This window comes from Dankookia sp. P2 (assembly GCF_050632255.1).
Lineage (GTDB): Bacteria > Pseudomonadota > Alphaproteobacteria > Acetobacterales > Acetobacteraceae > Paracraurococcus.
In genome coordinates this window covers 5,476,117-5,488,641 of record NZ_CP192581.1, presented here as the reverse complement: position 1 = coordinate 5,488,641, position 12,525 = coordinate 5,476,117, and the positions used below count along the sequence as shown (strand labels likewise).

At 72.8% G+C, this 12,525-nt stretch carries 13 protein-coding genes and 1 pseudogene; 4 read left to right on the top strand and 10 right to left on the bottom strand.

The window, feature by feature from the left end; genetic code table 11:
- Positions 1 to 73: 73 nt before the first annotated feature.
- The 5 genes from ACQ86J_RS32660 to ACQ86J_RS32640 form a co-directional block, all read right to left on the bottom strand.
- The gene (locus ACQ86J_RS32660; protein ID WP_431268772.1) at positions 74 to 340 is read right to left on the bottom strand and encodes an acylphosphatase; all 267 of its coding nucleotides are present in this window, start codon (positions 338 to 340) and stop codon (positions 74 to 76) included.
- Positions 337 to 1,056 carry an ATP12 family chaperone protein gene (locus tag ACQ86J_RS32655; RefSeq protein ID WP_431268771.1) on the bottom strand — a complete coding sequence of 240 codons (720 nt, stop codon included), beginning with the start codon at positions 1,054 to 1,056 and terminating at the stop codon, positions 337 to 339. Before ACQ86J_RS32655 ends, ACQ86J_RS32660 begins: the two co-directional genes overlap by 4 nt.
- 134 nt (positions 1,057 to 1,190) lie before the next feature.
- Positions 1,191 to 1,556 (bottom strand): hypothetical protein, encoded by a 366-nt coding sequence (locus ACQ86J_RS32650; RefSeq protein WP_431268770.1) that lies wholly within the window; start codon positions 1,554 to 1,556, stop codon positions 1,191 to 1,193.
- The gene (locus ACQ86J_RS32645; protein ID WP_431268769.1) at positions 1,475 to 3,817 is read right to left on the bottom strand and encodes an AsmA family protein; all 2,343 of its coding nucleotides are present in this window, start codon (positions 3,815 to 3,817) and stop codon (positions 1,475 to 1,477) included. Before ACQ86J_RS32645 ends, ACQ86J_RS32650 begins: the two co-directional genes overlap by 82 nt.
- A gap of 6 nt (positions 3,818 to 3,823) precedes the next feature.
- The gene (locus ACQ86J_RS32640) at positions 3,824 to 4,813 is read right to left on the bottom strand and encodes an RluA family pseudouridine synthase (RefSeq protein ID WP_431268768.1); all 990 of its coding nucleotides are present in this window, start codon (positions 4,811 to 4,813) and stop codon (positions 3,824 to 3,826) included.
- 288 nt (positions 4,814 to 5,101) lie between these two features.
- Between ACQ86J_RS32640 and ACQ86J_RS32635 the strand changes: the two genes are divergently transcribed.
- Positions 5,102 to 5,530: a septal ring lytic transglycosylase RlpA family protein gene (locus ACQ86J_RS32635; RefSeq protein ID WP_431268767.1), complete on the top strand. Its 429-nt coding sequence runs from the start codon at positions 5,102 to 5,104 to the stop codon at positions 5,528 to 5,530.
- A 57-nt stretch (positions 5,531 to 5,587) separates the two neighbouring features.
- Positions 5,588 to 6,007, top strand: coding sequence for a septal ring lytic transglycosylase RlpA family protein (locus ACQ86J_RS32630; RefSeq protein WP_431268766.1), 420 nt, complete (start codon positions 5,588 to 5,590; stop codon positions 6,005 to 6,007).
- Between the two features lie 113 nt (positions 6,008 to 6,120).
- On the opposite strand, the gene ACQ86J_RS32625 is transcribed toward ACQ86J_RS32630, so the two are convergent.
- The 3 genes and pseudogenes from ACQ86J_RS32625 to ACQ86J_RS32615 all read right to left on the bottom strand — a co-directional run bounded on the left by ACQ86J_RS32625 (position 6,121) and on the right by ACQ86J_RS32615 (position 8,249).
- Positions 6,121 to 6,504 (bottom strand): lipocalin-like domain-containing protein, encoded by a 384-nt coding sequence (locus tag ACQ86J_RS32625; protein ID WP_431268765.1) that lies wholly within the window; start codon positions 6,502 to 6,504, stop codon positions 6,121 to 6,123.
- Between the two features lie 10 nt (positions 6,505 to 6,514).
- Positions 6,515 to 6,892, bottom strand: a complete 378-nt coding sequence (locus tag ACQ86J_RS32620) for a fluoride efflux transporter FluC (protein ID WP_431268764.1) — start codon at positions 6,890 to 6,892, stop codon at positions 6,515 to 6,517.
- Positions 6,889 to 8,249, bottom strand: a pseudogene (locus ACQ86J_RS32615) (replication-associated recombination protein A). The gene ACQ86J_RS32620 and the pseudogene ACQ86J_RS32615 overlap by 4 nt, the downstream one beginning before the upstream one ends.
- Before the next feature lie 75 nt (positions 8,250 to 8,324).
- On the opposite strand from ACQ86J_RS32615, the gene ACQ86J_RS32610 reads away from it, so the two are divergent.
- Positions 8,325 to 8,576 carry a hypothetical protein gene (locus tag ACQ86J_RS32610; protein WP_431268763.1) on the top strand — a complete coding sequence of 84 codons (252 nt, stop codon included), beginning with the start codon at positions 8,325 to 8,327 and terminating at the stop codon, positions 8,574 to 8,576.
- A 119-nt stretch (positions 8,577 to 8,695) separates the two neighbouring features.
- On the opposite strand, the gene ACQ86J_RS32605 is transcribed toward ACQ86J_RS32610, so the two are convergent.
- The gene (locus ACQ86J_RS32605) at positions 8,696 to 10,393 is read right to left on the bottom strand and encodes a calcium-binding protein (protein ID WP_431268762.1); all 1,698 of its coding nucleotides are present in this window, start codon (positions 10,391 to 10,393) and stop codon (positions 8,696 to 8,698) included.
- Positions 10,372 to 11,730, bottom strand: a complete 1,359-nt coding sequence (locus ACQ86J_RS32600) for a Calx-beta domain-containing protein (RefSeq protein ID WP_431268761.1) — start codon at positions 11,728 to 11,730, stop codon at positions 10,372 to 10,374. The genes ACQ86J_RS32605 and ACQ86J_RS32600 overlap by 22 nt, the downstream gene beginning before the upstream one ends.
- Positions 11,731 to 12,039: 309 nt before the next feature.
- On the opposite strand from ACQ86J_RS32600, the gene ACQ86J_RS32595 reads away from it, so the two are divergent.
- Positions 12,040 to 12,465, top strand: coding sequence for a DUF1810 domain-containing protein (locus tag ACQ86J_RS32595; protein ID WP_431268760.1), 426 nt, complete (start codon positions 12,040 to 12,042; stop codon positions 12,463 to 12,465).
- Positions 12,466 to 12,525: the final 60 nt, after the last annotated feature.

Sequence of the window (12,525 nt, the reverse complement as noted above, 5' to 3'; positions counted from 1 at the left end):
GGCCAGCTCCGGTCCGGCTTGGCATGAGCCGGTGATTAGCCTCCTGCGCGCTTCCGCGCGGGACGCTCACCGGCTAGCGCCGGACGAAGCCGGGCGCGACCTCCTCCTCGAAGAAACGCTCCTCGACGGAATCGACCCGCGCCAGCACCGGGCCGCGCCGCACCAGCGTCAGCAGCGCCTCGACCGCCGGCTCCGGCCCGGCGATCACCGCCTCGACCTTGCCGTCGGCCCGGTTGCGCACCCAGCCCGAGAGGCCGAGCCGCCCGGCCTCCCGCGCCATCCAGTCGCGGTAGCCCACGCCCTGCACCCGGCCCGCGATGAGCAGGTGCCGGGCCTTCATGCGGCGGCGCCGCGCGCCAGGGCCAGCAGCCGCTCGGCCTGCGCCACCTCGGCGGCGATGCGCCTGCGGCGGGCCTCGGCCTCGGCGTCGAGGCCCCAGAACTCCTCCTGGTAGGTCTCGTCGAGGATGGACAGCCGGTGCGCCTCCGCCGCCTCCAGCCGGCCCTGCACCACCGCCAGCGCCAGCACCAGGCTGCCGAAGCCGGGGACCAGGACGCCGAGCGCGGTCAGCTCGATCGGGTCGCAGGCGGCGACCACGCGGCGCAGCGCCTCGACCGAGGCGGGGTCCTGCGCCACCGGCATCAGCCCTGTGGTGACCCGGAGCGGCGCGTCGTGCTGCAGCGCCGCCCAGTCGAGCAGCGGCTGCCATTCGGCCGCCTGGATCGCCGCCAGCCGGTGGTCGTCGGCGCGGTAGCAGAGCAGGTCGCTCTCGGCGTATCGCGCCAGTCCCTCGACCATCCCGGCCGGGTCGGGCGCGATGCGCTCCTGCGCGGTGCCGGCCAGGCGGGTCAGCGGGATGTCGGCCGGCGTCATCTCGCCGCCCTTGGCGCCGCCGGCGGCGGACCATTCGGCGGCGATGGCCTCGGCCAGGCGCGGGGCCTCGACCAACAGCGGGCTGCCGCCCGGCAGGCGCACCGGCCTGCCGTCCAGCAGGACGCGGAAGCCGCCGGGCCCGGGGTCGGGCACCACGGCGGCATTGTCCCAGAAGCGCTTCATGGGTCCTTCCTTAGAGCAGATCGCGGCAGGGCGTGAACGCCCTGCGGTGTGAATCTGCTCCGCCAGCAACACGCCAGGGCGATGCCGCGTTCGCCCCTGGACGCAGGCCGCCGTGGCATCCCGAGGACCCCGCCTCAGCGCCCGCGCAACAGGCCGCGCAGCAGGTCCTGCGCCGGGCCGGGCAGGTTGCGGAGCGGCGCCGGCGCCCGTTCGGCCGGGGCGGCGGCCGCGGGCGGGCCGGCGGCGGGGGCCGGCACCGGCCCGGCCCGCCCGCCCCGCGCCACGGCGAGCGCCTGGCCGCAATCCGGCAGCCCGCCCGATGGCGCGCCGCCATTGCCGCCCAGCGCGCCGAGGATCTCCCCGGCGAGCCCACCGGGGATCTGCGCCAGCCCCTCCACCGTGCCGAGCGCGCCGCGCGTCACCGCCGGCCCGTAATCCGGCCGCGGATTGGCGAAGGTGCCGCCGACCGGCAGCGGCGCCCGGATGCGCAGCTGGTCCACCCCGGGATCGGCAGCCGCAGGTCGAGCTGCAGCCGGAGCGCCAGCGTCTCGTCCCGCAGGTTGGCCTGGCCGCCGCCGCCGACCTTGCCGAGCGAGCCGTCGAGCAGCAGCGCCTCGGCCCGGGCGATGCCCGCCTCGGCCCGCCAGCGCGTCGCGGCGCAAGCGACGGTGACGCGCCCTTCCGCGAGCGCGCCGAGCTGCGGCACGGCCTGCCGCAGGTCGCCCAGCGCCCGGCCGAGGAGGGAGCCGGAGCCGCTCTCGACCTGGCCATTGGTCAGCGCCAGGCCGAGATGCCCGGTCGCGGTGGCGGCGACGGCGCGCAGGTCGCGGCCCTGGCCCCGCAGGTCGAGGTCGAGCTCGACCCGGCCTGCGGTGCCGCCCGGCGCGTGCAGCGCCGCCAGCAGGGTCGGCAACTCGATCCCGTCCGATTGCGCCGCGACCTGGATGCTCGGCGGGGTGGTGGTGACGTCGGCCGCGGCGCGCACCGAAAGCCGCCCGCCCGGCAGGCTGGTGGCGAAGGGGTCGAGCCGGCCGCGGCCGTCGCGGATCTCGGCATGCGCGGTGGTGTCGCGCAGGGTGACGCCGCCCGAATGCAGCTCGGCGACCGTCCAGCGCAGCTCGCTGTCGGTGATCCGCAGCAGCTCGAGCGGCAGCGGAAGGTCGGGGATGACGCGGCCGTCATGGGGCGCCGCCGGGGCCGCGGCCGGCGCCGCGGCCGGCGCCGCGGCCGGCGGCCGCAGCGCGTCGAGGTCGATGCGGCGGGAGGCCAGCGTGCCGTGCAGCCCCTGCCGCATGCCGACCACATAGGTCAGGTCGCCCGCCGCATCGGCCGCCGAGGAGGCCAGGCGCAGGCCGGTCAGCACCGCCCCGCCGGAGAAGCCGAAGCCCCGCTCGGCCAGCCCGAAGCCCAGCGTCAGGTCCTTGACCGGCGGCAGCGGCGTGCCGGCGAGCGGCGCGAGCGCGGCGAGGTCTGGCACCGCCAGCGCCACCTGCAGCGCCACGTCGCCGATCCGGCGCGGGTCGCCGACCGTGCCCTTCACCGTCGCCGTGGCGCCGGCGGCGGTGGCGACCAGGTCGACCGGCAGCGGTCCCTCGGTCCCCGGCCGCAGCAGCATGGGCGAGCCGGTGGTGCCGCGCAGCGTCACCGGCACGCCGTTCAGCTGGCCGCTGCCGTCCAGCACCAGCGGCGCCTCCGGCCCCGCCTGCTTCGCGGTGAACGCGGCCAGCGCCAGGCCGGGCAGCAGCGGGTCGAGCGGCGACGCGCCGACCGAGACATCGAGGCCGGTCAGCGCCTGCCGCCCCGGCCCGGCATCCGCCAGGCCGATCCGGGCCCGGAGGTCGCGCAAGGGCAGCAGCGGCAGGTCCGGCAGCAGCGGCACCAGCGCCTGGGCATCCGGCACGGCGGCGGTCACGGTGGCCTTCCAGCCGCGGCGTTCCCGCGGCCGGTCGATGCTGCCCTCCAGCGTCGCGGTCGCGCCGCCGGCGGCGAGGGCGAGGCGGACCGGCCAAGGCGTGCCGGGGGCCGGGTCGGTCAGGCCGAGCAGCGGGCCGGACTCGCCCTCGACCGCGATCGGCGCGCCGTCGAGGGTCAGGCTGCCGCGCCCGCGCACCGGGCCGCGCGCGCCATCGGCGACGACCTCGAGATCGGGAATGCCGAGCGTCCGGCTGGCGCCGGTCCGGCCGTCCCGCCAGGTGACCCGGCCCGCCTCGACCGCCACCCGGCCAACCGAGAGCTGCAGCCGCCGGCTGCCCCCGGCGCCCTCGGCCGGCGGCGGCCCGCCCGGCTGGGGCGCGGGCGCCGCGGGTCCGGCCGCGGCGGCTCGGCCGAATTCCCAGTTGGGCCGGCCCTCGGCATCCGTCTCCAACACGATGTCGGGCGCCACCAGCCGCAGCCGACGGATCTCGACCTCGCGCGACAGCAGCGGCAGCAGGGCGAGCTCCAGCTCCACCCGCCGCACCGTCGCCATCTGCGGCCGGCTGCCGCCGGGGATGTTGGCCAGTGCGGCGCCCTCCACCGTCAGGGTCGGGACGAGGGAGAATTTCACCCCGATCGGCCCCTCCAGCACCAGGTCGCGCCCCGTCGCCTGCTTCACCGCGGCCAGGATACGCGCCTTCTGGCCGTTCAGGTCGAAGCCGGCGAGGAAGACGCCGCCCGCCACCACCGGCAGGGCGATCGCCGCCGCCAGCACAAGGGGCCAGCGGCGCCGGCGGCGCGCGGGCGGCTCGGGCATCGGCTCGGGGAAGGCGGTCTCGCGCGGCATGCGGCCCTAACGCCTCGAGACGGGGGCGAGGTGGCGGGGCTTCGGCGTCTTCGGCGCTTCGAAGCCGAAGAAGCCGAAGGTCTCCTTCATGTGCGGCGGCAGGGGTGCTGCGGCTTCCAGGAACCCGCCCTCGGGGTGCGGCAGGCGCAGCGCCCTGGCATGCAGGTGCAGCTGGTTGGGCAGGCCGTCCATATGCGCGGCGATGCCGCCATACTTGCCGTCGCCGAGGATCGGCGTCCCCAGTCCCTCGGCGCAATGCACGCGCAGCTGGTGGGTGCGGCCGGTATAGGGCTTCAGCTCGAGCCAGGCTGCCCGGCGCTTGGCGCCGTCGAGCGTGCGGGATTCGGTGATGGCGCGCTGCCCCTCCTCGGGGTTGTCGACCGCGACCATCCGCTCGCCGCGCGGCCCGCCGAGCTTGGCCAGCGCCAGCTCGATCCGCCCCTCGGCCATCTCCGGCTGCGGCACCACGACGGCCCAGTAGGTCTTCTCGACCTCCCGCCCGCGGAAGGCCTTGGCCAGCCAGGCGGTGGATTGCGCGGTGCGGCCGAGGATCAGCACGCCCGAGGTGTCGCGGTCGAGCCGGTGCACCAGGCGGGGGCGCTCATCGGCCTCGAACTGCAGCGCGTCCAGCATGGCGTCGAGGTTGCGCAGGATCCCCGGGCCGCCCTGCACCGCCAGCCCATGCGGCTTGTCGAGCACCAGGACGCTGGCATCGCGGTGGATGACCATGCGCTCCAGTTCCGCGGCATCCTCCGGGGAGACCGGAAAGCGGCCTGGCACCGGCTTCGGCCCCTCCGGCAGGGGCGGGATGCGGACCTCCTGGCCCGCCTGCAGCCGCGCATTGGCCTCGGCCCGCCTGCCATCCACGCGGATCTGGCCGGTGCGCAGCATCTTCTGCAGCGCGCCCTGGGTGAGCTGGGGGAAGTGGCGGCGGAACCAGCGGTCAAGCCGGGTATCCGCCTCGCCTTCCGCCACGGTGAGATGGGTGATCGACATGGCGGAGCTATAGCACGGCGCCCGCCGTGCGCATGGCGTCAACGGCGCCTTCCAGAAGCGGCAAGCTGCGGCGCTCGCGCCGTGTTTCAGCAGCTGTCCAGGCTGTTACCACACTGGTGCAGGCCGCGCCGCGGCAGGACGAGGCTGCGGCTGGTCTGTCCACGAACAACAGTATAGCCGCTTTCTTTACTTCGGGTGAATACTTTAAGGACTGGGATACTTGGGCTGGAATGTGGCAGGCGGAAGCCTGACTTGACAGCCACAGGAATGTGGGGTCTTTGCTGCGGCATGGCACGCATCCCCCTCGCCGTTGCCGCAATGCTTGCGGCTTTCGGCCTCGGCGCAGCCGACCGGACCTTCCTGCCCGTGGCAGCGGCGGCCGACCTCCAGGCGGGGCATGAGCTCGACGGGCACGCCTCCTACTACGCCCCGCATTTCGCCGGCCGGCCGATGGCGAACGGCCAGCGCTTCGACCCCGGCGCCAATACCGCCGCCCACCGCACCCTGCCCTTCGGCACCCGGGTCCGGCTGACCAACACGGCGAATGGCCGCACCGCGGAGGTCGTCATCGCCGATCGCGGTCCCTTCTCGCACCGGCGGATCTTCGACCTCAGCCCGCGCACGGCGGAGGAGCTCGGCATGCGCCGGGCGGGCGTGGCCAGGGTGGTCGCCCAACCGCTCGGCCCGCCCTATGAGGAAGTCGCCGAGGCCCGTTGAGCCGCCGCCGGGCGGAACCCCGGGCGCCGCCGCGCGTGAATTGCAGGCATGACCCGCATGATGATCACGGCCGCGAGCGCGGCGATCCTTCTCGCCCTTTCCGGCCCGGCCGCCCCCGCCGGCGCCGCCGATGGCGCACGGAAGGCCAAGGCACAGCCGCAGCGCGGCACGGCGAGCTACTACGCGCCGAAGTTCAACGGACGCCGCATGGCCAATGGCAAGCGGTTCAACCCGAATGCCAGCAACGCCGCGCACAAGACATTGCCGCTCGGCACCACGGCCAAGGTGACCAACCTCGAGAACGGGAAATCGGCCGAGGTCACGGTCGAGGACCGCGGCCCCTATGCCCGCGGCCGCATCATGGATGTCAGCCCGAGGACCGCCGCGCAGCTCGACATGAAGAAGGACGGCACGGCGCCGGTGGTGGTCGAGCCGACCCGCGTGCCGGACCGGGACGAGCGCGTGGCGGGACGCTGAAGCGCCTCCCCTCGCGATGGCCCATGGCGACCGCCCCGGCCTGTCGATGCCGCGGGCATCCTCACCCGATCAGGTGATTCCACCTGATCGGGATCTGCTCTAGGCGCCGCGCCCTACGCCACCTTCTCCCAGGCCAGCTCCAGGTGGTTCATCACCCCCTTCACCATCCGGGGCGGTGGCTGCAGCACCACGCGCGTGCCCTCGAACCGTACCTGCCGCACCTGGTCGGTGCCGATCCGGTTGGCCGGATGCGCCGCATCCACCCTGGTGGACAGCACCGTGCCGTCGAAATCCCATACCCCGGTATAGGCCACCCAGAAGCGCGTCTCGCCCGCCGCCGGCGGCCGGCTGTCGCCGAGCGCGGCCATCATCCGCTGCGCGTCGAATTGCACGGCGCCGATCGGCGCCGGGCCGAATTCGGAGGGGATGACGCGCCCGTCCGGATCCCGCGCCGTCACCTCCACCAGGCGCCAGATGCCGATCATCTTCTCCTTCATCCTTCCCCCCTCATCCTAGGCTGCGGCGCCCGAGCCAGAAGCACAGCGCGAAGGCGGCGAGGCCGAGGAACAGGCTCGCCGTCACATAGACCACCGAGAGCCACCAGGCCCGCTGCCAGAGCAGGCCGGTCTCGAGGCTGAAGGCGCTGAAGGTGGTAAAGCCGCCGAGCAGGCCGGTGACCAGCAGCAGCCGCCACTCGCCCGAGACGCCAAGCCCGCCCAGCGCGCCGATCGCGGCGCTTCCCAGCACGTTGACCGCCAGCGTGCCCCAGGGGAAGCCAGTGCCGAGGGCCTCGATCGCCAGGACCGAGACGCAGTAGCGCAGCACCGAGCCCAGCGCGCCGCCTCCGGCGACCAGCAGCAGGGATGGCCAGCCGAGCGCGCTCACCGCTTCGCCCTGCGGGCGCGGATCGCCGCCCAGCGCTGCATGCGCTCCCCGATCGCGGCTTCCGCGCCGCGGTCGGTCGGGCGGTAGTAGCTGGCGCGCGGCATGCCGTCGGGGAAGTAGTTGGCGCCGCTGAAGGCCTCCTCCTCGTCATGGTCGTAGGCATAGCCGGCGCCGTAGCCGAGCTGCTTCATCAGCTTCGTGGGCGCGTTCAGGATATGGGCGGGGGGCATCAGGCTGCCGGTCTCCTTCGCCGCGCGCTGGGCGGCGCCCCAGGCGGCATAGACCGCGTTCGACTTGGGCGCGGTGCCGAGATGGACGACGAGCTGGGCAAGCGCCAGCTCGCCCTCCGGGCTGCCGAGCCGTTCGTAGGTCTCCCACGCCGCGATCGCCAGCGGCAGCGCGCGCGGGTCGGCCATGCCGACATCCTCGGCGGCGAAGCGGGTCAGCCGGCGGGCGATGTAGCGCGGGTCCTCCCCGCCCTGCAGCATGCGGGCGAACCAGTAGAGCGCGGCGTCAGGGTCGAGCCGCGCAGCGATTTGTGCAGCGCGGAGATCAGGTTGTAGTGCTCCTCCCGGTCCTTATCGTAGAGCGCGGCGCGGCGGGCCAGCAGCTCGGCAAGGCCGGCCGGCGTCAGCGGGGCCGCATCCGCCGGCAGGGCGAGCAGCTGTTCCGCCAGGTTCAGCAGGTATCGCCCGTCGCCATCCGCCATGGCGCGCAGCGTGCCGCGCGCCGCCTCGTCCAGCGGCAGGGGGCGGCCGGCCTCCGCCTCGGCCCGGGTCAGCAGCAGTTCCAGCGCCGGGTCGTCGATGCGCCGCAGCACCAGAACCTGGCAGCGCGACAGCAGGGCGCCATTCAGCGCGAAGGACGGGTTCTCGGTGGTGGCGCCGACCAGCGTCACGGTCCCGTCCTCCACCACCGGCAGGAAGCCGTCCTGCTGCGCCCGGTTGAAGCGGTGGATCTCGTCGACAAAGAGCAGCGTGGACTGCCCGGCCCGTCTCCGCGCCCGCGCCTCGTCGAAGGCGCGCTTCAGGTCGGCGACGCCGGAGAAGACCGCCGAGAGCGAGACGAAGACCAGCCCGGCCCGCTGTGCCAGCAGCCGGGCGATGGTGGTCTTCCCCACCCCCGGCGGCCCCCAGAGGATGAGCGAGGCAAGGCTGCCGCGCGCCAGCATGCCCGACAGCGCGCCCGCGGGGCCGAGCAGGTGGTCCTGCCCCACCACCTCCTCCAGCGCCTTCGGCCGCAGCCGGTCGGCGAGCGGGCGCGAGCCGGCGGCCGCCGCTTCGGGTGGCGTTTCGGCCGATGGGTCGGGGGGCCCGCCGAAGAGGTCCTCGGCAGGCGGCGGGCGGCGGGGGGCCATGCGGCGGAGTATAGGGCCGCCGTCACGCGGCGGCGATCCGGGGCAACCCGGGGGCGGCCTGGCGTTGCCTTGGGGATGCATACCCTCACTGTCCTGGCGCCGCACTGCGCCTTCCTCATCCTGTCCCTGCTGGCCGGGCTGGTCGCCGCCCTCAGCGCGGCCGGCCGCGGCGTCCTGGCGATCACGCCGCTGAACCTCGGCGCCCTGGTCTTCCTCGGGCAGTTCAGCAGCTTCGTCGCGCTGGCCGGCCTCGGCCTGCCCGCCACCATCGCCCAGGGCGCGGCGCTGACGCTCGGCGCGGCGGCGGCCTGGACGGAGGCCGCCTAGAGCGCTTCCGGTGCGCCAAGCCGCACGGCAGCCGCTCAAGCCCGTCGATGGTACGGGCATCCTCACCCGATCAGGTGCTGCCACCTGATCGGGATTTGCGCCAGCACCTGGGCCCGGGGTCAGGCGAAGAGGAAGTCGGCCGCGTCGATCTTCCCGGCGGCCCCGAGCAGCGTCAGCATATTGCCGGCATAGCTGAGCACCGCATTGCCACCGCTCGCGATCAGGCCGAAGCCGCCGAATGCATGCAGGCCGGATGCCGCCAGCGCGCGGACATCGATCAGGTCGCTGCCGTCCTGCCAGTCGAAGATCGTGTCGTTGCCCCAGCCGGTCCCCAGCACGAAGACATCGGCGCCATCGCCGCCGAACAGCCCGTCATCCCCGGCGCCGCCGGCCAGCGTGTCGGCGCCGGCCCCGCCCACCAGGGTGTCGCTGCCGGCATTGCCGGCGATGCTGTCGTCGCCGTCGCCGCCCCAGAGCGTATCGTTGCCGCCACCGCCCGACAGCGTGTCGTTGCCGCCATTGGCATAGACCTGGATCGGCGTCGCGGTGGAGGAGGTGACGCTGTCATTGCCCGCACCGGCGAAGAGCCATTCCACATGGATGGCGCCGAGGTCGACGGTGAAGGCCGCGTCGGTCACCATGTACATGATGTCGTAGCCGTCGCCGCCATCCACCGTATCGGTGGTGTCGGCATAGATGCGGTCGTTGCCGGCGCCGCCCGAGATGCTGTCGGCGCCGCCCTCGCCGATCAGCCCGTCGTCGCCGTCGCCGCCGATCAGCGTGTCCGCGCCCTCCCCGGCGAAGATCAGGTCGGCGCCGCTGCCGCCCGTGAGCAGGTCGTTGCCGCCGCCGGCATAAAGCTCGACGCCGGTGGTGGTGCCGGAGGCATCCAGCGTGTCGTTGCCGGCGACGAAATCGGTCACCCACTCCATGTGGGTGGTGGCAAGGTTGATGGCCATCCCGGTGCCGCCGATGATGTAGGCGGCGTCGAAGCCGTCGCCGCCATCGATGGTGTCCTGGGCGTCGACATACATCCGGTCGTTGCCGGCGCCGCCCGAGAGGCTGTCGGCGCCGAGGTCGCCGACAATGACGTCGTCGCCGGCATTGCCGATCAGGGTATCGTTGCCGACGCTGCCCCAGAGCCAGTCATTGCCGCTGCCGCCGACGACGCTGTCGTCGCCGCCGCTGGCATAGACCTCGATCGCCCGGGTCTGCCCGGCGCCGTTGATCGTGTCGTTGCCGAAGCCGGCGGCGACGAACTCGATCTGGGCGGCGTCGATCGCCAGCGAGGTCGGCGTGTCGTCGACCATGTAGAGCACGTCGCGCCCGGCGCCGCCGTCGATCCGGTCGCCAGCATGGGCGTAGATCACGTCGTCGCCGCTGCCGCCGAGCAGCGTGTCGTGGCCGCCAAGCCCGACCAGCGTGTCGTTGGAGTCGCCGCCGGTCAGCGCGTTGTTCAGCAGGTTGCCGAAGACCAGATGCGCCGCGCCATTCGCCGCAACGGCATGTTCGACATTGGCCGGCAGCGTGTAGCTCGCCACTGCGGTGCCCAGCAGGACGGTATCGGTGCCGGCACTGGCAGCCTCGACCACCACGTCGCCGGCGCTGTCGAGCAGGTAGGTGTCGTTGCCCAGGTCGCCCGCCAGGGTGTCGTTGCCACCGCTGCCGTCCAGCGTGTCGTTGCCGCTGCCGCCGCCGAGATGATCGCCATGGGCGGAGCCGGTCAGCATGACCGCGGCCGGGCTGTCGGCATTGCTGACCCACCAGCCCTGCGGCCCGGAGGCGGCGGCGAGGTTCACGCCGAAGCCTGCCGCCACCAGGCTGGCCGTCCCAGCATTCGCGCTCTCGGCGGTGGCGGTCCAGGCTGCTGCCAGCGTGGCGGTGGCAGTGGCCCCGCCCGCGACCACGAGTGTGCGGCGCCACCGGCGCCGAGGTCAGTAATGGCGGCGGTGCCGGCCATGACCTCGAACCGGTCGGCGCCGGCGCCTCCGGTCAGCGTGTCCTGGCCGCCAGGGCCACCGTTCAGGGTATCGACGCCGTTGGTGCCGACCAGCGCATCGTTGCCGGCCGTGCCGGTCAGCAGGGGCAGCGAGACGTCGTCGTTCAGGATGGTCGCGGCGGCCGTGGCGCTGCCGAGCATCAGGCCGACGGACGGGCTTCCGAGGACCAGCGAAAAGCCTTCATCAGGCTCGACCAGCGCATCGGCGGCGACGTTGACCGTGACCACCTTGCTCGCTTCGCCGGCGGTGAAGGTCAGGGTCCCGGAGGGCAGGACGCCGCCGGCGAAGTCCGCGGCATCGGCGGGATGCGCGCCGCTGCCGACGACTGACCAGCCGACCGACTGAGCCGAGGTGACCGGCTGGGCCAGGCTGACGGTGAAGGTGAAGCCGGTGCTGCCACTACTGCCCTCGGCCCGGCTGCCCGGAGTTGCGGCGACCAAGGCCGCGACGATTTCGCCGGCGACGAAGCTGTAGTTGCCGATCTGGTGGAAGGAGTTGGAGGACAGGTGCAGCGAGTAGGCCCCGGTTGCCCCGGCGGTGAAGTAGTAGGCACCGCTGCCGGTCGCCACGAGGTTGTCCACCCGCAGGTCCATATACTCCACATCGAGGTAGAGGTCCTGCACCTGGGTCGTCAGCTTTACGAAATAGACATGACCGGCCTGCGCATAGAAGTCGTAGATATCGACGTCGCTCGAGTAATCGATCCTGGCTGAGTAGACATGACCGGGGATGATTGTCTCACCGAGACCGTTTTGCTCGGTGATGGTGTTATTGGCAAGCCGTATGGAATAGTATCCAAGTGAGTCTGAGTATTCCGCGACATAGTAACGCGTATCAGTGGCGGTGAAACTTAGTCCGGAGTAGCTGCCGTAATCGGTCGAGAAGGCCAGGATCGTGCCGTAGCGGTTGAGCAGGGCGAAGTTGCTGTTGTAGGGACCCGGGGAATAGAGCGGGGCGGCGCTGCCGGTCACCAGCGAGTAGGAACTGCCGTAATCCAACTCCATCAGGTAGACATCGACGTCTCCGATATAGCTGAGATATGCGGAGCTGGCCGCGTAGGTGTAGCCATAGGCATTGTCTCCAACCAGGAGATAGTTGCTCGTGCCGGTATTCGGCAGGGCATCGACTTGGAAGCCCGACCGCGCCTCGTCCAAACTCACAGGGTAATCCTCCGACCGGTACCGCCCTGCTGGCGAAGACGGCGAATTTTTCGCCTGGCAATAGAATATTAACGAATCCGCATCTATTCGGCTATTCGCTTATTCCGTAACTAATCCGGTTTTTTGTCCGCCCAGCTGCTGCCAGCGTGATCGCCGCGGCTCGGTCGACGCCTTGCACCTGACCAGCGCGGGGATCCACATTCGCTCCGGCAGCAGGCGACAGGTCTTGCGAAAACGCACTCTCCCCCGGCTCGGCAATGGCGGCGCCGCAGGCGCCCGGTCGGCATGCGGCGAGCGCCGGCCATGAGCTGTGCCAAAGCCCTCGACCGCTTCCTCGCCGCGCAGGCCCCGGTCATCGACCAGGTCCGCGCCGAGCTCACGGCCGGGCGCAAGCGCAGCCACTGGATGTGGTTCGTCTTCCCGCAGCTGCGCGGCCTCGGGCACAGCGCCATGGCGCAGCAATACGGCCTCGCCTCGCTGGAGGAGGCGCGCGCCTACCTGGCGCATCCGGTGCTGGGCAAGCGGCTCCGGGATTGCACGGCGCTGGTCAATGCGGTGCAGGGCCGCAGCGCGGAGGAGATCCTGGGCGAGGTGGATGCGCTGAAGTTCCGCTCCTGCCTGACGCTCTTCGCCGCGGCCGAGCCGGGCGAGGGCGTCTTCCGCACCGCGCTCGACCGCTACTATGCCGGGGCGGAAGACCCGCGCACGCTGGCGCTGCTGCAGGGCTGAACCGCACATCGCCGCGAGCCGTGCCTTGCGTCCCCGAACCGACCGGCGCCGCTGGCGTCA

Coding starts and splice junctions, on each gene's coding strand:
- ACQ86J_RS32640 (WP_431268768.1), bottom strand. CDS start 4,813: ATGTCGATCACCCATCTCACCGTGGCGGAAGGCGAGGCGGATACCCGG.
- ACQ86J_RS32635 (WP_431268767.1), top strand. CDS start 5,102: ATGGCACGCATCCCCCTCGCCGTTGCCGCAATGCTTGCGGCTTTCGGC.
- ACQ86J_RS32595 (WP_431268760.1), top strand. CDS start 12,040: ATGAGCTGTGCCAAAGCCCTCGACCGCTTCCTCGCCGCGCAGGCCCCG.
- ACQ86J_RS32625 (WP_431268765.1), bottom strand. CDS start 6,504: ATGAAGGAGAAGATGATCGGCATCTGGCGCCTGGTGGAGGTGACGGCG.
- ACQ86J_RS32645 (WP_431268769.1), bottom strand. CDS start 3,817: ATGCCGCGCGAGACCGCCTTCCCCGAGCCGATGCCCGAGCCGCCCGCG.
- ACQ86J_RS32655 (WP_431268771.1), bottom strand. CDS start 1,056: ATGAAGCGCTTCTGGGACAATGCCGCCGTGGTGCCCGACCCCGGGCCC.
- ACQ86J_RS32660 (WP_431268772.1), bottom strand. CDS start 340: ATGAAGGCCCGGCACCTGCTCATCGCGGGCCGGGTGCAGGGCGTGGGC.
- ACQ86J_RS32630 (WP_431268766.1), top strand. CDS start 5,588: ATGATGATCACGGCCGCGAGCGCGGCGATCCTTCTCGCCCTTTCCGGC.
- ACQ86J_RS32610 (WP_431268763.1), top strand. CDS start 8,325: ATGCATACCCTCACTGTCCTGGCGCCGCACTGCGCCTTCCTCATCCTG.